Here is a 26,326-nt window from a genome sequence, read left to right on the forward strand (position 1 = left end):
GAAAGCAGGCATCTAGTAAAACATATAAAAACTTGTTTTTATATGTTTATTTTATCAAATATATCATTTTTGTACCAATAAGATTATTTTTACTGGATCCCCGCTTTCGCGGGCATGACATCGAGAGTCACGCACTAGTTAAACGCTTTATTATCTCTTCTCTATCAATCAAAGGTAAAACGCTTGCGATTTCTGGTCCTGATTCTCTGGCGGTTAAAGCAAGGCGAAGAGGTAAAAATAACTCCTTACCTTTCCTGCCTGTTATATTTGTTATTTCTTTAGTCCAAATGCTCCAGCTATCTTTAGTGATTTCACCTTGCGGTAATAATTCTGCTGCTTGCTTTAAATATTCCTTATCTAAATTTAGATTTTCTACATTCGGAGTTTGATGGCAAATTTCCCACCAATCTTTTACATCACGTAATTTTTGCAAGTTAGGGCTTACCGATAACCAAAAATTTTCATCAATATACTCGGCATCTATTTCTTTAAGGCGTTCTTTTACTGTATCAAAATCTAAACTTATAAGTAATTTATGATTTAATCTTTCTAAATCTTCCGGCTGATAGATAGTTGGACTTTTAGAGAAACTACTTATCTCAAATTGATTTGCTAGCTTCTCCATTGATTTATAAGGCAAGATTTGTGCTGATGAACCAAGTAAACTAAAAAAGCTAGCGATTGCCATAGCTTCGATTCCGATTTCTTTTCTAAGAGTTGCGATCTCAAACCCTCCAACTCTTTTAGAAATTTTCTCATCTTTATTGATTATTAAACTTAAATGCCCAAAAGTCGGAGGAGTAGTATTTAAAGCCTCAAACATTTGCATTTGAATGGCGGTATTGCTAACGTGATCTTCACCCCTAATAATATGAGTAATATCATAATCAATATCATCAATAACTGAGCATAACATATAGGTCATACTACCGTCTGCTCTTATCACTATTGGGTCGCTTAAAGCCTTGCCGTCATATTTAACTTCGCCTTTGATCATATCATGCCAGCTAATCGGTTCATGATTTACCAAAAATCTATAATGCGGTTTTCTTCCTTGTTCTATATATTTCTTTGCTTGCTCTTCAGTTAGATTTAAGCTAGCTCGATCATAAATCGGTGGTAAACCTTTAGATAATTGAAATTTACGCTTTAATTCTAGCTCTTCAGGAGTCTCATAGCAGGCATATAATCTTTTTTTGTCTAGTAATAGATTTTTGATTGCATCATATCTACTTAAACGACTTAATTGATTAAATGTCTGATCCCAATTAATATTTAAAAATTTTAGATCTTCCTCGATAGCGTCTTTATATTCCTGTTTACTACGCTCTAAATCCGTATCGTCAAATCTTAAAATAAACTGTCCGTTATGCTTCTTGGCATATAGCCAGTTAAGCAATGCTGCCCTGATATTCCCGACATGTAACATACCGGTCGGTGACGGAGCAAATCGTGTTATAACTTTTGTCATAAATAAGTAATTTTATTAATTGTCATCCTGTGGCTTGACCACGGGATCTTGTATCACAGCCTGTGTCCTGAGACCCCGTGATCAAGTCCACGGGATGACACTGAACCATTTATGCCTGTTTCTTCTCTAATTTCGCTTTATTCTCTTCAATTAGCTTCATCGCATCATCTAAGCTTAAATTTAGAAAATCATATTTTTTTTGTACCGAAATAAATTTACCCATATATTTTATGTAAGGACCGAATTTACCGTATCCTATCATAATTTCCTCGTCGCTATCTTTATGAATACCTATTTTTAGCGGTAAGCTTAGAAGCTTTAATGCTATATCAAGTGTAATATCATTTTGGTTCAAGCTAGCAGGCACGGGGCTACGTTTGGGCTTTACTTTGCCTTCTTGTTTGCCAAGTTGAATATAAGGTCCGTAAGGTCCTTTTTTCAGATATATTTCTACTCCGTCTTTATCCGTACCTAAAACTTTATTCTCATTAGGCATAGCAGCAGGCTCGCCTTCATTTTCGTTGTTATCGTTACCGCTAACAATAGCTTTTCTAAAAGTACATTCAGGGTAATTACTACATGCTAAAAACGCTCCGAACTTACCAAGCTTTAAGCTAAGCTCGCCCGTGTGACATGAAGGACAAATTTTAGATTCTTTATTCTCACCGAACAGGTGATAATCAAGGGCTTTTTGTACATAGCTAATAATCTCGGTTATTTTCTGCTCGTTTACTGATTCAATATTATGGTTAAAACCGCTCCAAAAATTATTTAAAGCAGCTTTCCATTCAAGTTTGCCGGCTGCTATTGCGTCTAATTCGTTTTCAAGTCCTGCAGTAAAATCATATTCAACGTATTTTTTGAAGAAACCGACTAAAAATACCGTTACCAAACGTCCAAGCTCTTCAGGTATAAATCGTTTTTTCTCAAGAGCAACATATTTTCGATCTTGTAAAACCGATAAAATACTAGCATAGGTCGAAGGACGACCGATTCCAAGCTCTTCAAGTTTTTTCACTAAACTTGCTTCTGAATATCTTGGAGGCGGTTCGGTAAAATGTTGATTTGGAATAACTGCTTTAGTTTTCAGCGGCTCTTGTTCTTTTAAAGGCGGCAGCATTTTATTTTCTTCTTCAGCTTCATCGTCCATACTTTCACGATAAACCTTATAAAATCCGTCAAAGGCTATAGTCGATCCGTTTGCTTTTGCTAAATATTCTTTATTTTCCGAAGCTAAATTTGCAACTACCAAATCCATTATAACATTTTCCATTTGGCAGGCTATAGTTCTTTTCCAAATCAACTCATAAAGCTTATAATAATCCTTGTCTAGCTTTTCTTTTAAGCTATCAGGAGTATAAGTAATATTTGTGGGTCTTATTGCTTCATGAGCTTCTTGAGCATTTTTTACTTTGGATTTATAAATTCTAGGGCTAGTCGGTAAATATTTATCGCCGTAACTTTTATCGATTAACTTACGTATATCTGCTATTGCATCATTTGATAATGTAACGCCGTCGGTTCTCATATAAGTAATAAGCCCTATAGTTTCCTTACCTATATCAACACCCTCATAAAGTTTTTGTGCTATTTGCATAGTCTTTTTAGCACTAAAACCTAATTTTCTTGCTGCTTCTTGTTGTAGTGATGAAGTAATAAAAGGAGGTTGTGGTTGACGTTTTTGTTGTTTTTTTTCTATCTTATCAACATGAAATTTTTGAGATTTTAATTTTTTGGTTAAATCTTTGGCGTTTTTTTCGTTAATAATTGAGAATTTTTCTAACTTCTGATCGTGTACTTGAGTCAATTTAGCAGTAAATAGTTCGTTATTACTATTTTGCATTTTAAGGCTAATATCCCAATATTCTTCTGACTTAAAACGCTCTATTTCATCTTCTCGCTCACATATTAATCGCAGAGCCACAGACTGCACACGTCCTGCCGATTTACATCCCGGTAACTTACGCCATAAAAGAGGTGAAAGGGTAAAGCCGACTAAATAGTCTAAAGCTCTTCTTGCTTGTTGGGCATTTACTAAGTTAGTATCAAGTTTCCTAGGGTTTTCAACGGCATGAATAATTGCTTTTTTAGTGATTTCGTTAAATGCTACCCTTTTGAAAAAATCATCGGATTTAACTTGAGTTTTTTCTTTTATTACCTCTGCAATATGCCATGAGATAGATTCACCCTCACGATCAGGATCGGTTGCAAGATATACTGCATCAGCTTTTGTAGCATCTTTAACTATGGCATCTACATATTTACCGGCTTTATCGGAAATATCATATTTCATTGCAAAATTTTCATCAGGTAATACCGAGCCTTTTTTAGAAGGTAAATCTCTAATATGACCGAATGATGCAATGACCTTAAACTCATCACCTAAATATTTATTTATAGTTTTTGCCTTTGCCGGCGATTCTACTATTACTAATTTCATCTACTTATTATAAACTAATGATATTTTATTACCGGCGTGACGCATTACTGTCCCGGCGAGTTCTAATTCTAATATTACCGTATATATGATAGGAAGCGGTAATTCTATTTCTTTTTGTAAATATTCCAAGTCTATTATGGGTACTGCCGATAATAATTCCAATATAGCAAGCAGTACGCTCCTTTTGTGACGGTTCTTTAATATATCTCGTATTTACTGTTCCTAGCTCAACAAAATCCTTAAATAATCCATCATCTTTTTTCATAAATTCTTCATATTGCGGTAAATTAGCTACAATATCGTCTACTGATTCCACTAAATATGCTCCCTCTCTAATCAATTTGTACCTTGACATTTTTGATCTAAAGGAAAGCCGGGAACGGCAAATATTGCCTTATTGTGTTCAAGTGCAAATTTTGCAGTTATTAATGAACCGGATTTTAAGCTTGCTTCTACTACCACTACTCCTAAGGCTAGTCCCGATATTATCCTGTTACGCTGTGGAAAATGTTTTCCAAGCGGGGTAAAGCCGATAGGTAACTCATAATATTAAACCTTCTTCTGCTAAATTTTCCAATAGTTTTTTATTTTCCGGTGGATATATATGATCAATACTGCCTGCAATAACTCCGATAGTTTGAGCAATTGCAGCTTGATGTACGCTGCTATCTATTCCTCGTGCTAATCCTGAAACGTTTATATAACCTTCTTTTACTAAATCATTTGCAATTTTATGCGCAAAGCTTCTTCCGTTTGCAGCAGCGTTTTTGTACCTACTATTGCAACGCATTTATATAGTATAATTTAATAACTCTATATTATTATAGCTTAATATTAGCAGTGGATCATAAATTTCAAGTAATAATTTTGATATTCCGGCGATTTAGATGTGATGATCTTAGCATTGTCTTTTTCGAGAAGCTCTAACTCGTTTTCAGCATCGCTTTTACTGAAAAATTTAATTGGTTTTGACTTTCCGCCTCGCAATGAAAAATCCGGAACGTTATCTATGGCAGTTGCTATATCACCAAATAATTTAATTAAACTAAAGAAAGTTTTAGGACCGATATTTCACTCCTAATAAGACGTAAAATATTAATTGTTGCAATCAATATTATAAGATATTTTAGGAGCAGAAAATAATTCTTTCAACATTATTTAGGGTTATTTGATATTGCGTTAGTGCTGTATGTCATTCCTGCCTAGGCGGGAATCCAGTCAAGCATACAAAAATTTGTGTTTTTATATGTTTATTTTATTAAATATGTAATTGTTTATCAATGTTAAGGTTATTTTTTGCTGGATTCCCGCTTTCGCGGGATATGACATCGAACAATGCAACAACACTATACAAGCCACGGTAGGACAGTTTTCCACTTTAATAACACAGTAGTAATATATTACAGCTTCTCTGCATGTGAGCTTAAATAATGTGCTATACCTTCATGTGATGGAGTAATTGCTTCCTCACCTTTATGCCAGCCGGCAGGACAAACTTCGCCGTGCTTTTGATGATGAGTTAAAGCATCGATTACTTTTAATGTATAATTAATATCACGACCGATAGGTAAGTCGTTAACTAGCATGTGACGTACTATGAAATCCTTATCGATTAAAAAAGTTCCACGCAAAGCAACACCGTCTTCATTAAGTACATTATATTTTGAAGAAATATCCTTTTTTATATCGGAAACCATTGGGAATTGTACTTGTCCAAGCCCGCCTTTATTATGCGGAGTATTTTTCCAAGCTAAATGGCTAAAATGCGAATCAACACTAACAGCTACTACTTTAGTACGTCTTTCGGTAAATTCACCAAGCTTATTGTGAAATGCTATAATTTCCGATGGACAAACAAAAGTAAAATCTAGGGGATAAAAAAATAACACTATATTATCCCCTGCAGCATAATTGCTAAGTTTAAACTTATCGTCTATATTATTATTAGGCATAATAGCTTTAGCTGTAAAATCCGGAGCAGTTTTGCCGACAAATACTGACATATTCATAACCTTTTATTAATTAATAATCTGATATGATATATAAAACTAATTATTATTACAATAATAAATCGTTATAAATTGCTACTTATCTATTTTCGTTCCCGAAGAAGAAGCTTTTAATTGGTTAAATATAGTTAATGCTTCGGTTATAAAACTACTCGGTTCTGAAAGATTTGCGGGTAAAATTACGGTGTTGGTATCTTTAGCCAAATTACCGAACGCACTAATATATTGCTCGGCTATTTTAAGAGCTACTGCATCACTTCCTCCCGTTTTTTGTACGGCAGTTGCAACAATCTCAATACTATTTGCCGTAGCGGTAGCGACTAAGCCTATTGCTTCAGCTTCACCTTTTGCCCTGTTAACTTGATCTGTATAAGAAGCTTCTGAATTCAGTACGATTTGTGCTTTTTCACCTTCTGCATGGTTAATTTTTGCTTGTCTATTACCTTCCGACTCTAGAATTTGAGCTCTTTTTTGACGCTCTGCCGCTACCTGCAATTCCATAGCTTTAAGTATAGTTTGCGGAGGTTGAATATCTTTAATTTCATAACGCATACATTGTATGCCCCAATTTATAGCAGCCTGATTAATAGCTGCTACAATTGCTACGTTTAAAGTTTCGCGCTCTTCAAAAGTTCTATCTAAAGGGAGTTTACCGATTTCCGAACGCATAGTAGTTTGAGCAAGCTGTGTTATGGCATAGTAAGGATTATTAACACCATAAGATGCTGCCATTGGATCAATGATCTTAACATATAAAACACCGTCTATAGATAATGTTACGTTATCGTTTGAAATAGCTGTTTGAGCGGTAACGTCTATTGCTTCTTCTTTTAAAGTATGTTTGTATGCTACTCTCTGAATAACAGGGATGAGTAAATTTAAGCCAGGCTGCAGTACCTTATCGAATTTTCCAAGTTTTTCTACTACCCATGCTTGTTGTTGCGGTACAACTTTAACCATTTGTATTATAACTAAAATCGCTATAATACTGAAAATTAATAATGCATATTCCATAATTCAATACCTTTTTTTATTTTCACTCTATATTATTTTTAATTATAAAAAAAGGATTTTAAGTTAAACGGTACTTAATTATATATTTTTTTATCATTAAAATGGGTTTTAATTACTTTGAGTAAAGAAAGAATGCTTGAATATTCTTCAAGTTGTTCATTTACATTTTTTATCTCATTTAAAGCGCTATTAAAATCTTTCTGCAATAAATACGTTTCAGCAGCTTTATTTTGTTCTAGTGTTTTAAGTAAAATACTTTGTAAAAATCTATAATAATAGTCGTCTAGTTTAGGTATATCAGACATAATAATAAATCATATAATTATTGAGTTCTTAATTTATATATAAATTTTTTAATAATTCAATAATTTTTAACTAGATTTACATATACTTAAGTCTTTATCTATTATGTCGGACTCTATATTTAAACAGTTAAGGATTGAATGAAATACATAATCATGGCTAATTTCGGTATTAGCATAATTTTTCATTGAAGATACTGATTGAGGATATTTAGCTTGAAAATCATCTGATACCCAAACTATAAGAGGTACGGTTATTTGTTCTGCAAGTAGTGGACCGCCGTGACCGTAATAACCATTTTCTCCGAGGGACTCGCCGTGATCAGATACATATAATAAAAATGCATTTTTATCTTTAAGCAAATCTATTAAATTATATAAAAAAAAATCGGTATATAAAATCGAGTTATCATAACTGTTAACTAAAGCAAGCTTATCGCAATCACTTGCATCTCCCTTAACCTTAATAGGACAGGTAGGGGTAAAATACTCAAACTCTTTTGGATATCTCGCATTATAGTTCCAATGGCTGCCGGAAGTGTGAACGACTAAAAATTGTTTCTCTGAGTTTGTTAGTATTTCTTTTATAAAAGGCAATATTTTTTCATCATGATCATTTAAAGAAAATAGGGCAGAGCCGCCCGGTACTATAGTAAAATTAACGTCATTATATATATTACTGAGGTCAAAATTTGCAAAACTCCTCATTAAAGTTTGAGTCCCGATCCAGGTAGTATTAAAGCCAAGATTTGTTAAAATTGATAAAAAGCTGTTCTCTTGTCTACTATTTTCAATTTGACTTGCAGGATAACGTGAAAGTAACGACGGTACGGAAAGATAGGTAAGGTTAGAAGAAGATTTAGCTTTGAAAGAAATTAGGTTTTGAGTAGTCTTTAAGTAAGGAGTCGTATCTCTTTCATAACCGTTAATACCGAAATGATCAAATCTTGCTGATTCTCCTATAACTAAAACACCGATAATATCTTTATCTGACTTATCTATAAAGTTATATTGTTTGCTAATATCTATACATGCATAATTTTTTTCACCGAAATTTCCGGCAAAATTAAGGTAGCTATTATGTAAATACTGAATGGGAAAATAATTTTTTAGTATCTTAAATGAAGGAGTAATAATATTATATACAAAAATAAGTAAGCAAGCGGTAGATAATAGTTTTGTTACGAATGATTTAGAATTTTCGGCGGCAAAAGATTTGAGAGTATAAAAACAGGTCAAAAGGCAAAAAATTATCCATATTATTAACTTAATGCTGGTTAATTCATAAACTTCGTTTAAATCCGTTGAGAAAAAACTACCTATTACTTGTTTAGTAGGCTTGATTTTGAAGAAATAAATGTAATAACTAGCAATAGCGGATGTTATAAATAAAAACCCCACGCCGATTTTTAACACTAATCTATGTACGCTAAGACCGAAAAATGCTATAAAAGAAAATATATAAATATAGCAAAAATCTTTTGATAACTCTAATATCCCTCTAAAGATTGTTGCTTTATAATAATCAAATTTATAAATCAATATTGCGGTATTAAAGAATAAACAATAAATAAAGGCTAAAATCGCTGATAATTTAATTAATTTCGTATCTAAATGTTTCTGAATAGTTTTTAGCATAAATAATAATTAATAAAGTAATTTTTATAACTATCATGATCATAAAAAATCTTCAAGAATTTTATCGGCTTTTAATACCAAATGCTCCGCTTATCGCTATTGATTACGGAAGCAAAAAATTAGGAATCGCATTATCTAATCAAGAACGTAGTATTGCTATGCCCTTAAATACTATAACCGAGATAAATAAAAAAATTGTTATTACTGCCTTGCTTAATATCATCGAGAAATATAAAGTTTGCGGTGTTATAATAGGTCTACCGATTGATATGAGCGGAGCAGTAACGGAGCAAACAAATATAGTGATGAAATTTGCTGAAGAGCTAGCAAAATCTATAAACTTGCCTATATATTTACAAGATGAAAGATTAACTACCAAAGCTGCAAATAATTTGCTTAAATCGTTTGGAGTGAAAAGAAAAGACCGTAATAATAACGATGATGCAGTAGCTGCTAGTATGATTCTTGAAACCGTGCTTGATTCTATAAAAAATATTTAATTAGGAAAGAATTGAGGAGTTGTTGTATGGATCGAACAACCTACTCAATGTCATCCCCGCGAAAGCGGGGATCCAGCAAAATAACTTCAATATTGATATAGAAGTGGCATATTTGACAAAATAAACCTATCAAAACAAGTTTTTATAGGTTTTACTGGATGCCCGCCTACGCGGGAATGACATAAAATGGTCCATGCAACAAAGCCAAGAATAAATTACCTCCTATTTCACTGGGACAAATTTTACTAGCAGAATTTATGGAACCTATGGGGATTAGTCAAAGCAAACTTGCTCGTGATATTGATGTACCCGTTACTAGGATCAATAATATAATTAAGCATCATCGTTCAATTGCAGCTGATACAGCCCTTCGTTTGGGTAAGTATTTTAATATTAATCCTCATTGGGAATATGCAATACCAATATGATTTAGAGCTTGCAGAAGATGAAGGTTGGAAAATTACAGAAGATAGAATAAGAACCTTTTTTATGGCAAGTTAATTATGTATAACTCAATATTGTTACGCACTCAAAACACTATTGTAAAGATATATTATTTATGATAGAACCGATTCGGTAAAAATAAATAAAATATACTATGAAAATATTAATTTTAGGTGTTACCGGTATGCTAGGTAATAGCATATTCAGGTTTTTAAGTAGTGATAAAAAATTTGACATTTTTGCGACAGCCCGAAATAATTCAGCTCGTTCTTACTTTTCTAAGGATTTATCCGATAAATTAATTACAAATGTAAATGTTGAGAACCATGATGCGTTAGTTGAGGTATTTAATCAAACAAAACCCGATATAGTAATAAATTGTATAGGGCTTGTAAAACAATTGGCAGATGCTAATGACCCGTTAAAAGCATTATCGATAAATAGTTTGCTGCCTCATAGGCTAGCTAATTTATGTAAACTAGCTAATTCAAGGTTAATCCATATTAGTACTGATTGTGTGTTTTCAGGAAAAAAAGGTAATTATAAGGAAAGCGATTTGTCTGACTGTTATGACCTTTACGGTCGTTCAAAATTTCTTGGTGAGGTAGATTATCCGCATGCTATCACATTGCGTACTTCCATTATAGGTCATGAGCTAGCAGGCAATAGAAGTTTAATCAATTGGTTTTTAAGTGCAGAAGGTTCAGTGAAAGGGTTTGAGAAAGCTATTTATTCAGGATTCCCGACAGTAGAGCTTGCAAGAATAATAAGGGATTTTGTGTTACCTAATAAAGAGTTGCACGGGCTGTATCATGTTTCCTCAAAACCGATTAATAAGTTAGAATTGTTAAAATTAGTAGCAGAAATATATAATAAAGACATCGATATTATTGCATCAGATGAGCTTGTAGTAGATCGCTCACTAGATAGTACTCGTTTTAATGAGGTGACGGGATATACGCCTCCTGAATGGCGTGAGCTTGTAAAGCGTATGTGTGAGTTTAAGTAAATTGTCATTGCGAATATAGGCTTGTACACGGAATCCAGCATAAAGTGAGATAAATCGAGCGTTTTATGTTTGTATTTTTTATAACTGGACCCTGTGGACAAGCCACAGGATGGCTACCTTAGAGTGTGTCTCGATTGACACAATGACAGAATGAATAATAACAAAATAGGTATTTATATATAATGTTTGTAGATAAAACTTTAATGATTACAGGAGGCACCGGTTCATTTGGTAATGCGGTGCTTTCTCGTTTTCTTAAATCCGGTATTATTAACGATATTAAGGAAATTCGTATTTTCAGTAGAGATGAAAAAAAGCAAGAGGATATGCGTATTGCTTTAAATAATCCGAAACTTAAATTCTATATCGGGGACGTACGCAATTATAAAAGTATTGATGAGGCAATGCATGGTGTAAATTATGTATTCCATGCCGCTGCTTTAAAGCAGGTTCCAACTTGTGAATTTTATCCTATGGAAGCAATAAATACTAACGTCTTAGGTACTGAAAATGTTTTAAGTGCTGCTATTAATAACAAAGTTACAAAAGTTATTGTACTAAGTACCGATAAGGCTGTATATCCAATTAATGCAATGGGATTATCTAAAGCATTAATGGAAAAGTTAGCAATAGCAAAAGCACGTATGCGTTCTCCAGGTGAGACTGTGCTGTGCGTTACTAGATACGGTAACGTTATGGCTTCTAGAGGTTCAGTCATTCCTCTTTTTATCAATCAAATAAAACAAGGTAAGGAATTAACCATCACAGAACCGTCAATGACACGTTTTTTAATGTCGCTTGTAGATTCAGTGGATTTAGTTTTATATGCATTTGAGCATGGTCATCAGGGTGATATTTTCGTACAAAAATCTCCGGCAAGCACAATTGAAGTACTCGCAAAAGCGTTACAAGATATATTCAATAGTAAAAATGAAATACGTTTTATCGGTACACGTCACGGCGAAAAACATTACGAATCATTAGTATCATCAGAAGAAATGGCAAAAGCTGATGATTTAAGGGATTATTACCGTATTCCTATGGACGGGCGCGATCTTAATTATGCAAAATATTTTGTTGAAGGTGAAAAGAAAGTAGCACTTTTAGAGGATTACACTTCCCATAATACAAAACGTTTAAATTTAGAAGAAGTAAAAGAGTTATTACTGACTCTTGATTACATACAAGAGGAGCTCAAAAATGCTTAAGGTAATGACGATTGTTGGTACTCGTCCTGAACTTATTAAACTATGCTGCGTGATTTCTGAGTTTGATAAATATACTCATCACATCCTAGTTCACACCGGTCAAAATTATGCATATGAATTACATCAGGTGTTTTTTGATGATATGGGAATTAGAAAACCCGATTATTTCTTAGAAGTAGCAGCAGATAATACGGCCAAATCTATTGGGCTTATTATCGAAAAAGTTGATGCAGTACTTGAGAAAGAAAAGCCCGACGCCGTTTTATTTTACGGTGATACTAATTCATGTTTATCGGCAATTGCCGCTAAACGCCGTAAAATTCCAATTTTTCATATGGAAGCAGGAAATCGTTGTTTTGATCAGCGTGTACCTGAAGAAATAAACCGTAAAATCATTGATCATATTAGTGACGTTAACATTACGTTAACCGAGCATGCAAGACGTTATTTAATTTTTGAAGGTTTACCGCCTGAGCTTATTTTTAAATCAGGTTCACATATGCCTGAGGTCCTTGATCGCTTTATGTCTAAAATATTAAAGTCTGATATTTTAGATAAATTGTCACTTACCACAAAGCAATATTTCTTAATTAGCTCACATCGTGAGGAAAATGTTGATGTCAAAAATAACCTGAAAGAATTATTAAGTAGTTTACAAACGCTTATTAAAGAGTATAATTTTCCTGTAATCTTCTCAACACATCCAAGGACTAAAAAAAGGCTTGAGGATTTAGAGGAGTTTAAAGAACTTGGCGATAAAATAAGATTTTTGCCAGCCTTCGGGTTTACGGACTACGTTAAACTTCAGATGAATGCATTTTGTATTTTATCCGATAGCGGTACTATCACTGAAGAGGCATCTATACTTAATTTACCTGCTTTAAATATTCGAGAAGCACATGAACGTCCTGAAGGTATGGACGCCGGAACACTTATTATGTCGGGTTTTAAGGCTGAACGGGTACTACAATCGGTGAAAGCTATTACGGAAGAACACGAGAATAATAAACGCTTGCAAGATATCGTGCCGGATTATGCAGACGCAGGACTTGTATCAAAGAAAATATTACGTATAGTTTTAAGTTATGTGGATTATGTTAACCATACAGTATGGTTTAAAAAGTAATCCTATTCATTATTATCATATCAAAACATGAAATTTTTTAAATTAATAAAACTTAACACTTTATTTTTAAGTGTTTTTTTACTAATAACTCTTATATCTTCTTTTTGCTATTCCAAAGAAAATTCTTATAAAAAAATAGTTTTCCTTGTTAGTACAGAGACATTCGGCGGCAAAGGCGTATACGCAATGTATAATGAGATGAAAAAAATAGGTCACGATGTCAAAATTGTAATAGTACCTCATCCTCATCCCAATATTCAAGGAGGAATAGATACCGGGTTTATTAGTAAATTTGATGCACAAGATGTGATATATCCATGCGGTAAGTATGCTTCTTATTCAAATGTTAATACAAAATGTGAAATTTCTGAACTAAAAAATTATCAGCCGGATTTTATCTTTACGCAAAATCCTTACGAAAATTTTCAAGGCTATATATCAGAACCTTTTACGGCTGCTAATTTGTATAAGAGCTTTAGAGGCACTAAAACAAAAATTATGTATATAGTCTATGGTCCGCATATCTTTCATCAAAAAAATATTGATGATGATAAGTTATCAAGTTGCATAGAGACGGTATTTGTTGATTCAGAAAGTACAAAGGATATCTTTATTAGTAATTATAAATTTCCTAAGGATAGAGTTATTGTTTCAGGTTATCAACCATACTATGAAGTAAGAAATTATAATATTAAAGAAAAACCAAACTCGGAAACCATTTTATGGCTTCCTAGATGGGAATTATCATTTAAAAATAGAGATTTATATGAAGGAGGTTCTACTTTCTTAAATTATCACTATTTTTTCTATAATTATGCATTACAACATCCTAATATTCATTTTATTATAAGACCGCATGTAACACTATTTACCTATGCAGTCGGTAAAAATTACTTAAGCCAAAGTGATATGGATAATATATTAAGTAGATTTAACTCTTTAAAGAATGTTACTATTTCTGCACATGCATTCAGGTCGTTACTGGATGATATAATGGTGTCAGATATTGTAATAAGTGACGGTACTTCATCTCTTGCTGAAGTAGTAGTTGCCGATAAGCCTATAATTTACTTAAGTAATGGTTGGAATAATGAATTTAATAGCAATGCTCTATCTAAAGAATTAAAAAAATATATGTATTTTGCTTATGAGCCGCAAGATATTATTAACTATATAGAATTTATTAAGCAAAATCATTATTTACCTTATTATGAAAATAGTAGTGGCAGAAATCAATTTAAAAAGATGCTTGATCCTGTAGAAAACCCTGCTGCATTTATCGCCGAATATTTATTAAAATTATAATAGTTTAAATAATTTATGTTAGAAGAAATTTATAATGATGGAGAAAGATTAATTCTTGGGGAAACTTATGATGTTTTAGAGGTAATGCGTCATAAAAGTAGCTATAAGATTTTTAAAAAAATTATAGAAGCCGAGATACTTAATAGCCCATTAATGCTAAATCAAAAAATAAAAATTTTAGATATAGGTTGTGGAACGGGACACGGAACTTTCATGCTTAGCGATATATTAGGAGTAGAAATTACAGCAATAAATATCAGTAAAGAATCTATAATTTATGCTGAACAAAATTGTGGAGCATCTAATATACAATATATTAAATCTGATTTAGTTAGTTTTATTAAAAAGGCAGAAGAATATGATTATATTGTTGTATCACGACATGCACTTGAGCATATTGAAGATGGGTTAAATCTAGCACTTAATCTTAAATGTAAAAAACGATTAATAGTAAATGTACCTTTTAATGAACCGGAAGGGAATATACATCATTTAGTTAATTGAATTACTGAAAAAGACTTTGAATCATATCCGAACAAAGAATTTTTCTATGAAGGAGTAGATGGTGTAACTCACGACACGCATTCTGAAAAAATCCTCCTAATTCTATAATTTGTATATCTAGTAACTCAGATTTAAAGCCTATAAAACAATTATTTAACTATCTAATCTCAGCTTGGACTCTAGAATTTTTAGAAAAGCTAGGTTTGCAATCCCAAGATATATTAAAACAATTGCTGCAAACTAGAGATGCATTTAAAAATAGCGAAGAGAAACACTAAATTAAAATAATACTGTAACAGAGCTAAATAATGCTTTAGAAGAAATAAAAATTTTAAAATAAACTAATTATTAGTGAAGAAGAAACATCTATTTTTCTAAAACTCTATAGAAAATTTAAACAATAAAACTAACATTTTATAAATTATTTTTAAAAGTTATGACAAATAGAAAAGATAAACCTCTAAATATTTATCATACTTTAGTTTCCATTATTATACCTGTCTATAATGGGGCTAATTATATGAAAGAAGCTATAAATAGTGCTTTAGCACAAACTTACAAAAATATTGAAATTATTGTTGTTAATGATGGTTCAAAAGATAATGGAGAGACAGAACGTGTAGCATTATCATATGGTGATAAAATACGCTATTTTCATAAAGAAAACGGAGGTTGCGGTTCGGCCTTAAATTACGGTATAAAACACATGCAAGGGGAATATTTTTCGTGGCTTAGCCATGATGATATATATTATCCTAATAAAATCGAGCATCAAGTTGACATATTAAATAAATTAGATAATAAAGATACTATCATTTACGGTGGTTATGAATTAATCGATGAAAAAGGCAACTCTCTACGTTATATTAAACCGGATAGTGTGCTACCTATAAATAAACTTAATATTTCTTTATTACCTTTATTACGAGGATTAATACATGGTTGTTCGTTATTGATTCCTGCTAAATATTTTCATGAAGTCGGTATATTTAATGAGGCTTTACCGACAACGCAAGATTATGATTTATGGTTTAAAATTTTCCGTGTTGCTCCTATTCATTTTGACGAATCTATCCTAATTAAATCTCGTTTTCATTCAGAGCAAGGTAGTAAAAAAATATCAAATCATAACGAAGAATGTAATGTATTATGGTCATCGTTTCTTCACGAGTTAACAGAAGAAGAAATGATCAAAATGGAAGGTTCTCCTTATTTATTTTTAACTCGTACAGCTACTTTTTTATCCAATAATACTCCGTATAAAAAAGCCTGTGATTTAGCAAATACTATGGCTCAACAAGTACTAAATGATACTAAAATTAGTGTTATTATACCGGTATATAATAGAATAAATTGGGCAATTGAAGCTATAGAAAGTGTACTTATTCAAACACACAAAAATTTTGAGATACTTATAATAGATGATGGGTCGACTGATGATATATCAGCATTAACTGCAATATGCAAAAAAGATAAAAGAATAAAATATTTTCATAAAAAAAATGAAGGACCTGCTGCTGCACGTAACTTAGGTATTAAAAATGCTATAGGAAAATATATTGCTTTCCTTGATTCGGACGATTTATTTTATAAGGATAAAATAGAAATCCAATTAAAGTTTATGGAAGAAAATAATTTTATATTTTCTCATACTTCATATCAAAAAATAAATGAAAAAGGAAAATATATCGAATCTGTTCATTCCGGGCTTTTTAGTGGCAATGTTTTTCCTCAAGTTATACAAACTTGTCCAATAGCAATGCCGACAGTTATGGGAACTTTGACATTATTTCAAGAAAATTTATTTCCTGAAAATATAAGAAGCGGTGAAGATTGTTGTTTATGGATATCTATTGCTAGTAAAAACTCAATAGGCGGTATAGACAAAGAATTGTCTAAAGTACGAATTAGCGGTGGTACTAATACGTTTATGGACCCAAATAAATATTCAGTAGGTTTAATAAATATTACTTCTTATGTTCTTAATGATTCTTATTTAAGTAAATTTAGTCCGTTTACTATTAATTTGTTATTAGCAGCTGTTACACAATTAAGATTACTAGAAAATAAAAATGAAGACTATAAAAAAAGTAATATTTCTTTTTTCAAAAATAACTATGTAATTCAAAAAATACGCACCTATTGCTTTGTAACAAAAATTTTGATTTTATTAACTATTACTTCTATAAGGCAAGAAGGAATACGTGCAACAATCTCTAGAATACAGAGATGGCTTAAAAAGCATATATAAATAACTATTCCTCAAGTATCTTAACTTTTGAGCCATCACCAATTTTAGTCATACCTTCGGTAACGACTAAGTCACCTGCTTTAATATCGTCAGAGATAATTTCAATTAGACCTTCTGTACGTGTACCGATTTTTACATATAATTGTTTTATCGTATAACCGTCTATTTTATAAATAAAATTACCTTGATTATTGCGTTGAATACAACTTTCAGGAACGGTTAGGTTTTTATGAGGGTTAATTATAAGCATAACATCTACAAAGCTATTATGCAGGATTTTTGTACCCATAGGTAAAATAATTTTAGCTGTTAAAGTACCATTATCTGATAAGTAATGCGATATTGCCCCGATTTTACTTTTAATTTTTCCTGCAATTAAAACTTCAGTATCGACGCCAACTTTTCCGCTTAAAGACTCCGGCAATTCAATAAAAATACTTTGTGAGTTTTCTGTTCCGGTAATGCTAAAAAGATAGTCACCTATTTTTACTTCATCGCCGACCATAGACTTAATTACGCCTATTTTACCAGAGTAGGGTGCAGTAATTATCATATCATTATATGTTTTTAGAGCTTTGGAATAATTAAATTTTGCATCTTCAAGTTCGCTTTTTGACCTTTTATATTCCTCGTTGCTTACAAATTTTTTAGCGAATAAAGCTTCTTTTCTATTATAATCTTCTTGTTTTGTATTTAATAACGCTGCTGCTCTAGATTTAGTGGTTTCTGCTATGTTTTTATCTATAACTAGCAATATATCCCCTTTTTTTACTATTTCTCCTTGATGTGCTGAGACTTGTTCAACTACTCCGGTGGCATTGGCATAATAATCACGACTATTATCATTCTGGCATTGCCCTACAATATTAAATATGTCGTAAAGCTCAGCAATTTGTACTTTAGTTGCTTTTACTTCTGTAATTGTTTCTGCTTCCTTTTTACTTGCCATAGTAGAAAGCGAGATAAGTAAGGTAAAAAGAACAATAAGTTTTGCAGACATCATATATTATACTCTAAGGTGCATAGGTGTCATCTAGTAGTGTGTCGACGGCATCTAGGAAAAGCAACTAAAAGTGTATGTTGTTGTGACATTTTTAGCTGGATACTGTGGACAATCTACTAGATGACAAAGTATGCTTTTTCAGTTCCTTATCCGTTAACCATTTATATTCTTTTTCTAGAATTTCAAATCTAATTTTTTCTAATTGTGCATCAAGAACAGGTTCAGGAACGATAGCAGAACCGGTAAACTCAAATCCTTGATAGTTAATTTTTAGTTTCTTACAAATTGCTTGTAATGATAATAAATTTTCTTCCATATCATCGATAAATATTATTGATTGTGGATAATAACTTGTTTTTCGTAATACATACTCAAGCATGCTTCCTTTATCATATTCCGCAGTGTAAATTATTCCGTCTTTTAATGTAGGTTTACCGTAACCGGCATTAAAATCTTCTATTATTATCTCATCTTCTAAAGGTGAAAATTCTTGAAAATTTACCTTTAATGCAGTGAGTTCACGAATTCTCCATTCGATCATATCTTCAATTACGCCGAATTTACCGGTAGGAAGTTTAGTAAGACCCATTGCCGGTACATTTTTTTCTATAAGTAGAGCAAATATCGTTAAGATATCTGGGTTAACAAATCTAGCTTTCCTATCTTTAAGAACAATACTAAGTAATAATTCACATTCTTTTCTAGTAAGTCTTTTTTCAATGTTCTTCATTAATTCTTTTCTATAATCATGTGTTAACCTAGATTCATCACTATCCATTACAATTACTTCATCTACATCAAAAAACACCAAGCTAGTATGATCGGCTTGTTTTACCGCTTCTATAACTTCTTTAAAATCATGCACTTTATTTATGTTGCTATACATATTTATTGTTTATTTAATATTACTTAAGAGTCTAATTACTTCTTCTAAGGAATTTGTCATTACCTTTAAATCTTCTTCTCTAGATAAATTATGGTGACCGTCTTTAATTAGCTTCATTACTATTTGTTTGCTCGTTATTTTTTCTAATAATTTTACTGAAACATTATAAGGCACGTCTTCATCTAACATCCCATGAATGAGATGTACCGGTATATTTATATCAATCTGTTTCTTTGTCAATAATAAATGTTTTTTTGCATCTTCTATCAGTTTATAGCTTATATGATATTTATGCTCACAATTTTTACCGCTTACTTCTAGTATTCCCTCTTTTTGCATCTTATTTTGATCATTTAGAGATATATTCTGCCAAATATTTTCAGTACAATCTGGAGCAGGGGCTACACACACAAGTCCCTTTATTTTATCAGGAAATCTTAAAGCCGCAAGAAGTGCTAGCCATCCTCCTATGCTCGAACCTACTAATATCGCCTCCGTATTAATTAATTTATCTAAAATTAGTGATACTCCTTCTAACCAATCACTAATTGTTTGATCCTTAAATTGTCCTGATGCGTTTCCATGGCCGAAATTATCAAAAACAATAAAATTATAATTGTTTTTTTTACAATAATCTATTAAATAGATAGCCTTAGTTGATTGCATACTAGACATCAAGCCGTGTAAAAAAATTACAGATGGAATATTTGTATTAATTATTCTATAATTATCATAGACAATAAATTTGTCTTGTGTTTTATTATAAAGTTTGTGCATTTTAAATAATTATTTTAATAGATTGAGATTTAATGCCTTCATTAAAGTCAAGTAAACGATACAATAAATATACTATTTTGCAAGTAGTGCCTGCTCTAGTTTCGGGAGGAGTTGAAAGAGGTACTATAGAAGTTGCAAAATATCTTAAAATTCTCGGTCATACTCCTATCATAATTTCAGCAGGCGGTACTCTAGTTAAAGAGTTAGATAAGGAAGATATATTGCATATTGAAATGAATAGTAACAGTAAAAATCCTTTTGTAATTCTGAATAATGCAAAATTGATAGCAGAAATAATCAAAAAATATAATGTTGATATAGTTCATACAAGATCAAGAGCACCGGCATGGAGTTCATATCTAGCAACAAAATGGACAAATGCTAAATTTTTGACTACCTTTCATGGGGTTTATAATATTCCGAATAGTTTTAAAAAATATTATAATAGCATAATGCTAAAAGGCAAGAAAGTTGTTGCCGTGTCTAATTTTGTAAAACAACACTTGCTCGAAAACTATAAAATTGATGAAGATAAAATAGTAGTAATTGAGCGTGGAGTGAATTGTGATTATTTCGATCCCGCAAATTTAACACCGGAAAAACTTGAAAAATGTTGTGATAAATATGATGTACCGAGTAACGTGCCGATAATATTAATGCCTTCTAGAATGACAAGTTGGAAAGGGCATCTTGTTCTAGTAGAAGCATTAAGTAAATTAAAACATAGAGACTTTTATTGTTTAATGGTCGGTGATATATCTAGACATCCCAATTTTACTAATAGAGTAAAAGAGCTTATAGCTAATCTAAAACTTCAAAATAAAATTCAAATTTTTGGTAATGATTCGGATATAATAAACCTATATGGGATTTCCGATATTATCATTTCTGCCTCAATCGAGCCTGAAGCTTTCGGGCGTACTATTATAGAAGGGCAGGCGATGAAGAAGCTTGTTATTGCAACTAATATCGGCGGGGCAGTAGAGACAATAAAGAATAATATAACCGGTTTCCACGTAGAACCAAATAATGCCGAAGCGTTAGCACAGAAAATCGATTATTGTTTCTCGATTTTAGGTACTGATCTTGCTAAGAAAATCCAAGAAGCGGCAAGACATACGGTAATTAATAATTTCTCTCTTGATCTGATGCTAAGAAAAAACCTTGAAATCTATAAAGAAATCTTAAAAAACTCCCATAAATGAACATCTAGATTGAGTATATACTCATGATAAATGAAAAGTAGTCAAGTATATAGGGTTGAATAGAATAGCTATTCTCCTAATAATTTTATTTCAGCATACAAATCTGCAAGATTTATACTGATCATAAAAATTATTATAGTCATGAGATTTACCGTCATGATGCACTACAAGCATTAAAGTTTCCGGTAAAAATTCTTTTAAAGCTTGTTATGCATTTTCTATAGATATTTTATCAAGATTAGCAAATACCTCGTCTAAAATTAATATTTTAGGGTTTGAAATTATAGCTTTAATGATTCCAATTTTTTTCTTTTGACTGCCACTTGGTGCATTGATTACATCATAATTTTTATCACTTAAGTGCTTAATTTAATGTACCTAGATCTAATTTTATAAGTAGTGTGTTAATTTTTTCTTCTAATAATTGCTTATTACTTTTAATGATTGATTGATCAAGGTCGGAGGTTATTATTTCAAATAAAGTAGATTAAACCGGTATGTCACTATTCTGATCAATAAATATTATTTTTGGATTTTGATAATGGGTAGGTATGGAAATTTCACCAACTCTATGGCATGGATCAGCAATACAATTGACTAAACTCTTTAAAAAAGTAGTGTTGCCTTTTCCTGAGGAAGCTGAAAGAAGATCATGTGCTCCTAGTTTGAATACTAATTTTTCAAAACTCAAAATAGTTCTTTCTTCTATAATTAGGTTATAATCAGAAATTACAAGTTCATCGTTTGTATCATTAGTAGACCATGTTATTCCTTTTGTATTCTCAGAAGATGCCTCTATTAATTTTGTAATTCTCGCTTGTTATATAACTGAACTGCTCCACTAAAGATTATTTTTAATGAGGAACTTGTTAAGAATGATTTTAAGGTTTCAAGCCAAGGATTAAGTAGTAGAGCTTGCTCAGGCGTAATCTCTCCATTTTTTACTTTATAAATATAGTAAAGTGATTTTATGAATTTATCGGAGATATCTAGTATAGTAGTTATAGTATTTTTTGTGCTATCTAAAAACAACATTTTCTTTGATATTTCTTTTTTAGCTTTAAGTTGTTTGGCATATTGATTTTGTACAAATTGAGCAGAATTAGTTAACAAAATATTTGAAGTATTAGAGGATAGATTTCTTACTATAGAAGCTGTATTTTCGTTAATTTCCTCTGGCTTCTTGCCTGTAAGAAATATTCAGTTGATATAATATATTTAAAAATCCTTTCTTAATATTGTCAAACGCATTAAATATAATAGCTCCTGGAACTAAATTCATTATATCTTGCAATGCAATAAGCTGTATAATTTTTTGAGTCGTTAAATTCTCTAATTGTAAAATTCCAATAGTGAAAGTATTATTAAGATCATTAAATAAAATTATTAGTAATAGCTTCTATATCCTTTAATCCTAAGATTTTACTTTTATATTCCTAGTTTAGTAACAGTTCTAAAGTTTTTTGTTCGATTAAATCTTGAGTATTTTGTGTTAAAGAAACTTTATATGATTGGAATAGTGTGCTTATTATATTTTTTCCACACCATAAAATACTGATTTTTGCTCCTTGAGAAACAAGAGCTCCTATATCAGCATTAGGGTCCTGTATGAGTAAGGTTAATGCAATTAATATATTGCCATCATTTTCGGTATAGTTAATAAAACTACTATTTATGTATGCTTCAATTAAATCTAAAACCCTTGGGTTACATCTTTAATTGCATTTTTTGAATCATTTTTAAAATTGTTAGAAAGTATATTAGGATCAATTACCCTAATATGAGGAGTTAAGTTTATCTGAATTTCTTTTAAATTGTCCTGATAATTTAAGAAATCAGTCCCATAATATGCTAAGCCTACTATTGCAGCTGTAGAAGTTAAATAAATTGGTACTGAATAATTAGGAAAAGTTGTGATGAGATTTGTAGTAATAGGGTAGATTAAACTTCCTTTAAATGTGGCAGAAGTAAGATAATGTTTCTGACAATACCCTTCGGTTATTAAGATTTCATCAGCAAGAGTTGCCGAAACAAAAAGACTGCTTCCTGTTGTCCCATGTACAATAAAACCAAATTATACCGCTAATTATTAAATGCATGCCATATGCTAACTTTTGGGAAAAGGTAGAAGCAGCATTATTTTTATTAAAAATAGATATCGTTATTGTGAGTGAGTGTTGTTATGTGTATCGAAAAAGGCACTCGGTGTTATACCGTGGTTTGACCACGGTATCCAAAAACAACTGAAAAACTGATCCACGCAGCAGTACCGTTTGAGCGATTGAAAGTAGCGTGGCACTCCATAAAAATAATAAAAAATACTAAAAATTAGCATTTTTATACTTCCTTGCTTCGTCAAAAATTACAGTTTTTTCTTAGCTCAGACGTTAAATTCTTAACTAATCTATCTTTAATAAAAGCTGCCGAATTAGGTGATAAGTTGTATTATAGTATAAAGAAAAAATGTAGGTGTAGGGAAGAAAGTAAAAAGGCAGATAAATAAAACCTGCCTTTTTATAATTGTTAACGAGAATATAACTCGATTACTAAATGCACTTCTGCTTCAAAAGGATATGGGACATCAGAAAGAGCAGGAACTCTTAAATATTTACCGGTTAATGAAGGTACATCAAATGATAAATACCCCGGTGTTGTTTGACCTTGTTTTGAAACGGATTCTTGGATAAGCGGTATTTGTTTTACGGATTCTTGAACTTCTATAACATCGCCTGCCTTTAGTCGTATGCTTGCGATATCGGCTTTCTTACCGTTTAATTTAATATGTCCGTGTGAAACTAACTGTCGTGCAGCAAAAATAGTTGGAGCTATATTCATTCTATAAACTACCGTATCAAGTCTACTTTCAAGTAACCCAATGAAATTTTCACCGGTATTACCTTTCATTTTTTGAGCAAGTGCAAAAATATTTCTAAATTGTTTTTCAGTGACACGACCGTAGTGGCATTTCAATCTTTGCTTAGCTTTTAAATGTAAACCATAATCTGAAGTTTTAATCATGGTATTCTGCCCATGTTGCCCGGGACGATAATTTCGTGTATTGAAAGCATCCTTGCTATCACCCCATAGACTTACTCCAAGTCTTCTACTAGCTTTATATTTAGAACGAACAATTTTTGTCACTGATAATATCCTTAACTTATTATTTATTATTTGAATTACAAAAAAATATATACATTGCTTGCATCAAAGTCAATAATTGATTTTTAACCTAAAACTTTTTATATTTAATTAAAAAATATTTCATATGCGTTCCTTAGTAAGACCAATCAATTTAGGTAAAATCAATCATTCACAAAGTACTGTTAAAGACTATATTTTACTTATGAAACCGCGTGTAATGTCACTTGTGATTTTTACGGGTTTTGTAGGTATGTGGCTTGCTCCTTATTCCGTGCATCCGTTTATTGCTGGTATTGCAGTTGTTTGCATAGCGCTTGGGGCAGGTAGTGCAGGGGCAATTAATATGTGGTACGATAGAGACATCGATAGCTTAATGAAACGTACCCAAAAAAGACCGATAGTAAGAGGAGTTATAGAATCTGATGAAGCTTTATCTTTTGGTTTGATAACGGGATTTTTTGCAGTATTTTTTATGGCTTTATGTGTTAATCTACTTGCATCCTTTTTACTGCTATTCACTATTTTTTATTATATCTGTATTTATACTATTTGGTTAAAGCGTCGTTCTATACAAAATATCGTTATTGGCGGAGTATCGGGAGCATTACCTCCTGTGATAGGTTATGCAGCGGTAAGCAATACTATATCTCTAGAGTCGATTATATTATTTTTGATTATTTTTATTTGGACGCCGCCGCATTCATGGGCTCTTGCTTTATTCTGTAACGATGACTATAAAAACTGTAAAGTACCGATGATGCCTGCAGTAAAGGGGACTTTATATACTAAAAAACAAATTCTAATTTACAGTATTCTTTTATTTATTGTTTCGCTAATGCCTTTTTTTATTGGAATGAATAATTTTATATATTTAATAATTTCTGGTATCCTTGGGGTAGTATTTCTATATTATGCCGGTTCTTTATTCTATGACACCCCTGATAACAAACAAGCTAAACAATTTTTTGCCTATTCGATATTTTACTTGTTTTTTATATTTTTACTTTTGTACTCAACTAACACTATATCCACTATTAGCTGAGAGATAATAGTGTTGGGTTACTTTTATAGAAGCTAAAATTGAAACCCAATGTGAAGAAACATATCATAAGTGTATTTTCATGCAAGTGATTTTTTATTTATAACTGTAATTTTAAATTTTATGCTTTTGTTTCGTAATTTTGATAAGTAGGAGGAGTGAGCATATATATCGTATTTTATTCCATAGGAGCAACCTGTCATGCAACACACTCCATCGTTGGATAAAAACTACTCTTAATACCGGCTTTATAACGTACCGCCTTGCCTCCATATTCGCTTACTTTATTTTCCTGTATAATTTGGTTGCCAAATTAAAGCTTCACTCTCTAATCTATTTAAGGTAATATTTCTTTCATGCTGCTTATCGTTATGCGTTAAAAATATGCATTCCGCTTTTATAAACGGTTTATATTGGTTGTTTATGTATTGAGCTAAATCTTCAAATAACTTTGCATATTCGGTAAGCCAGCCTTCATAAGCAATAATAGGAGCAAAGTTTAGATGAACTTCGTAACCTGCTTCAATAAAAATATTCACTGCTTTTATTCGCTCGATAATTGGACTCGTTTTTGGCTCTAATATCTCACTCATTCTTGTCGGTATCAAACTAAATCTAATCCTTATTTTGTTTTCAGGATTAAAATTAAGTAATTTAGGATTGACATATTTAGTAGCAAAAGTTGCTTTAGCACGTGGATCTTCTTTAAAGAAATTAAATATCTTTAACCAATTAGTGTGTTTCCAATGCAAACTTACATCGGTAGAACAACCTATATCATATGTCCAATATTTAGAATCTGTTTGATTGGAAATTTTAGTCGGTAAGTTTGCTATATGTTTATCCAATACGTCAAGTATTTGATCTATATTTTCATTGATATATAATGTCTCATAGTTATGATGCATAACATAACAATAACTATTTCTGCAACCTCCGGCACAGCCATACATGAAGTTAGGAGTTATGTAATCAGCTGATCTTCCATTAGGACGTACATGCAAAGTTTTCGTATTTTGTACTATTTTCTTAATCATACGATTTTAAATTAAAG

The 26,326-nt window shown here is 31.6% G+C and carries 27 protein-coding genes and 1 pseudogene; 12 read left to right on the forward strand and 16 right to left on the reverse strand.

The features are described from left to right. Positions 1-127: 127 nt before the first annotated feature. From gltX to ACHBLB_RS04880, 10 genes are all read right to left on the reverse strand, one after another. Positions 128-1,471 carry a glutamate--tRNA ligase gene (gene gltX / locus ACHBLB_RS04835; RefSeq protein WP_475840971.1) on the reverse strand — a complete coding sequence of 448 codons (1,344 nt, stop codon included), beginning with the start codon at positions 1,469-1,471 and terminating at the stop codon, positions 128-130. A 109-nt stretch (positions 1,472-1,580) separates the two neighbouring features. Next, positions 1,581-3,911, reverse strand: coding sequence for a type I DNA topoisomerase (topA, locus tag ACHBLB_RS04840; protein ID WP_475840974.1), 2,331 nt, complete (start codon positions 3,909-3,911; stop codon positions 1,581-1,583). Continuing rightward, a complete protein-coding gene (locus ACHBLB_RS04845; RefSeq protein WP_475840977.1) occupies positions 3,912-4,073 on the reverse strand; it encodes a DprA-like winged helix domain-containing protein in 162 nt (53 codons plus the stop codon). Between the two features lie 174 nt (positions 4,074-4,247). Beyond that, positions 4,248-4,445: a DNA-processing protein DprA gene (locus tag ACHBLB_RS04850; protein ID WP_475842752.1), complete on the reverse strand. Its 198-nt coding sequence runs from the start codon at positions 4,443-4,445 to the stop codon at positions 4,248-4,250. Positions 4,446-4,452: 7 nt separating this feature from the next. Continuing rightward, positions 4,453-4,701, reverse strand: a complete 249-nt coding sequence (locus ACHBLB_RS04855) for a DNA-processing protein DprA (RefSeq protein ID WP_475840979.1) — start codon at positions 4,699-4,701, stop codon at positions 4,453-4,455. Positions 4,702-4,745: 44 nt separating this feature from the next. Next, a complete protein-coding gene (locus tag ACHBLB_RS04860) occupies positions 4,746-4,979 on the reverse strand; it encodes a DNA processing protein DprA (protein ID WP_475842754.1) in 234 nt (77 codons plus the stop codon). A 332-nt stretch (positions 4,980-5,311) separates the two neighbouring features. Next, positions 5,312-5,914 (reverse strand): peroxiredoxin, encoded by a 603-nt coding sequence (locus ACHBLB_RS04865; RefSeq protein ID WP_012150652.1) that lies wholly within the window; start codon positions 5,912-5,914, stop codon positions 5,312-5,314. Positions 5,915-5,995: 81 nt separating this feature from the next. Then, positions 5,996-6,934: an SPFH domain-containing protein gene (locus ACHBLB_RS04870; RefSeq protein ID WP_004996064.1), complete on the reverse strand. Its 939-nt coding sequence runs from the start codon at positions 6,932-6,934 to the stop codon at positions 5,996-5,998. Positions 6,935-7,008: 74 nt separating this feature from the next. Beyond that, positions 7,009-7,239, reverse strand: a complete 231-nt coding sequence (locus ACHBLB_RS04875) for a hypothetical protein (protein WP_085065766.1) — start codon at positions 7,237-7,239, stop codon at positions 7,009-7,011. A 66-nt stretch (positions 7,240-7,305) separates the two neighbouring features. After that, a complete protein-coding gene (locus tag ACHBLB_RS04880; protein ID WP_475840981.1) occupies positions 7,306-8,874 on the reverse strand; it encodes a phosphoethanolamine transferase in 1,569 nt (522 codons plus the stop codon). A gap of 35 nt (positions 8,875-8,909) precedes the next feature. Between ACHBLB_RS04880 and ruvX the strand changes: the two genes are divergently transcribed. The 9 genes and pseudogenes from ruvX (at position 8,910) to ACHBLB_RS04925 (ending at position 17,221) form a co-directional block, all read left to right on the forward strand. Further along, positions 8,910-9,374, forward strand: coding sequence for a Holliday junction resolvase RuvX (gene ruvX, locus ACHBLB_RS04885; RefSeq protein WP_475840984.1), 465 nt, complete (start codon positions 8,910-8,912; stop codon positions 9,372-9,374). Positions 9,375-9,640: 266 nt separating this feature from the next. Then, positions 9,641-9,802, forward strand: coding sequence for a helix-turn-helix transcriptional regulator (locus ACHBLB_RS04890; RefSeq protein ID WP_475840986.1), 162 nt, complete (start codon positions 9,641-9,643; stop codon positions 9,800-9,802). Then, positions 9,786-9,875, forward strand: a complete 90-nt coding sequence (locus ACHBLB_RS04895; protein WP_475840988.1) for a plasmid maintenance system antidote protein — start codon at positions 9,786-9,788, stop codon at positions 9,873-9,875. The genes ACHBLB_RS04890 and ACHBLB_RS04895 overlap by 17 nt, the downstream gene beginning before the upstream one ends. 97 nt (positions 9,876-9,972) lie before the next feature. Beyond that, on the forward strand, positions 9,973-10,827 hold the full coding sequence (locus tag ACHBLB_RS04900; protein ID WP_475840990.1) for a dTDP-4-dehydrorhamnose reductase family protein: 855 nt from the start codon (positions 9,973-9,975) through the stop codon (positions 10,825-10,827). Between the two features lie 182 nt (positions 10,828-11,009). Next, complete coding sequence (gene capD / locus ACHBLB_RS04905) at positions 11,010-12,035, forward strand: UDP-glucose 4-epimerase (RefSeq protein ID WP_475840993.1); 1,026 nt, start codon at positions 11,010-11,012, stop codon at positions 12,033-12,035. After that, the gene (gene wecB / locus ACHBLB_RS04910; RefSeq protein WP_012150661.1) at positions 12,028-13,161 is read left to right on the forward strand and encodes a non-hydrolyzing UDP-N-acetylglucosamine 2-epimerase; all 1,134 of its coding nucleotides are present in this window, start codon (positions 12,028-12,030) and stop codon (positions 13,159-13,161) included. Before capD ends, wecB begins: the two co-directional genes overlap by 8 nt. After that, a pseudogene (locus ACHBLB_RS04915) lies at positions 13,121-14,466 on the forward strand (hypothetical protein). The gene wecB and the pseudogene ACHBLB_RS04915 overlap by 41 nt, the downstream one beginning before the upstream one ends. A 15-nt stretch (positions 14,467-14,481) precedes the next feature. Next, on the forward strand, positions 14,482-14,970 hold the full coding sequence (locus ACHBLB_RS04920) for a class I SAM-dependent methyltransferase (protein ID WP_475840995.1): 489 nt from the start codon (positions 14,482-14,484) through the stop codon (positions 14,968-14,970). A 436-nt stretch (positions 14,971-15,406) separates the two neighbouring features. Beyond that, positions 15,407-17,221: a glycosyltransferase family 2 protein gene (locus ACHBLB_RS04925; RefSeq protein WP_475840998.1), complete on the forward strand. Its 1,815-nt coding sequence runs from the start codon at positions 15,407-15,409 to the stop codon at positions 17,219-17,221. Positions 17,222-17,225: 4 nt separating this feature from the next. Here the strand turns inward: ACHBLB_RS04925 and ACHBLB_RS04930 are convergent, their stop codons facing one another. From ACHBLB_RS04930 to ACHBLB_RS04940, 3 genes are all read right to left on the reverse strand, one after another. After that, positions 17,226-18,224: an efflux RND transporter periplasmic adaptor subunit gene (locus ACHBLB_RS04930; RefSeq protein WP_475841000.1), complete on the reverse strand. Its 999-nt coding sequence runs from the start codon at positions 18,222-18,224 to the stop codon at positions 17,226-17,228. Between the two features lie 91 nt (positions 18,225-18,315). Beyond that, positions 18,316-19,110 carry a DUF2608 domain-containing protein gene (locus tag ACHBLB_RS04935; protein ID WP_475841002.1) on the reverse strand — a complete coding sequence of 265 codons (795 nt, stop codon included), beginning with the start codon at positions 19,108-19,110 and terminating at the stop codon, positions 18,316-18,318. 9 nt (positions 19,111-19,119) lie between these two features. Continuing rightward, a complete protein-coding gene (locus ACHBLB_RS04940) occupies positions 19,120-19,887 on the reverse strand; it encodes an alpha/beta hydrolase (protein WP_012737019.1) in 768 nt (255 codons plus the stop codon). Positions 19,888-19,919: 32 nt separating this feature from the next. Here ACHBLB_RS04940 and ACHBLB_RS04945 point away from each other — a divergent pair, with 32 nt between their 5' ends. Together ACHBLB_RS04945 and ACHBLB_RS04950 are read left to right on the forward strand one after the other, a co-directional pair. Then, on the forward strand, positions 19,920-21,092 hold the full coding sequence (locus ACHBLB_RS04945; protein WP_475841004.1) for a glycosyltransferase family 4 protein: 1,173 nt from the start codon (positions 19,920-19,922) through the stop codon (positions 21,090-21,092). 551 nt (positions 21,093-21,643) lie between these two features. Continuing rightward, on the forward strand, positions 21,644-21,814 hold the full coding sequence (locus ACHBLB_RS04950; protein ID WP_016728091.1) for a hypothetical protein: 171 nt from the start codon (positions 21,644-21,646) through the stop codon (positions 21,812-21,814). Between the two features lie 76 nt (positions 21,815-21,890). Here ACHBLB_RS04950 and ACHBLB_RS04955 read toward each other — a convergent pair whose 3' ends face one another. Continuing rightward, positions 21,891-22,205: an ABC transporter ATP-binding protein gene (locus ACHBLB_RS04955; protein WP_475841007.1), complete on the reverse strand. Its 315-nt coding sequence runs from the start codon at positions 22,203-22,205 to the stop codon at positions 21,891-21,893. A gap of 1,410 nt (positions 22,206-23,615) precedes the next feature. Beyond that, positions 23,616-24,233 (reverse strand): 30S ribosomal protein S4, encoded by a 618-nt coding sequence (gene rpsD, locus ACHBLB_RS04960; RefSeq protein WP_475841009.1) that lies wholly within the window; start codon positions 24,231-24,233, stop codon positions 23,616-23,618. Positions 24,234-24,357: 124 nt separating this feature from the next. Between rpsD and cyoE the strand changes: the two genes are divergently transcribed. After that, complete coding sequence (gene cyoE / locus ACHBLB_RS04965; protein ID WP_475841012.1) at positions 24,358-25,275, forward strand: heme o synthase; 918 nt, start codon at positions 24,358-24,360, stop codon at positions 25,273-25,275. Positions 25,276-25,556: 281 nt separating this feature from the next. Here cyoE and ACHBLB_RS04970 read toward each other — a convergent pair whose 3' ends face one another. Further along, complete coding sequence (locus tag ACHBLB_RS04970; RefSeq protein ID WP_475841014.1) at positions 25,557-26,309, reverse strand: SPL family radical SAM protein; 753 nt, start codon at positions 26,307-26,309, stop codon at positions 25,557-25,559. Between the last annotated feature and the right edge of the window lie 17 nt (positions 26,310-26,326).

Source organism: Rickettsia lanei, assembly GCF_056242675.1.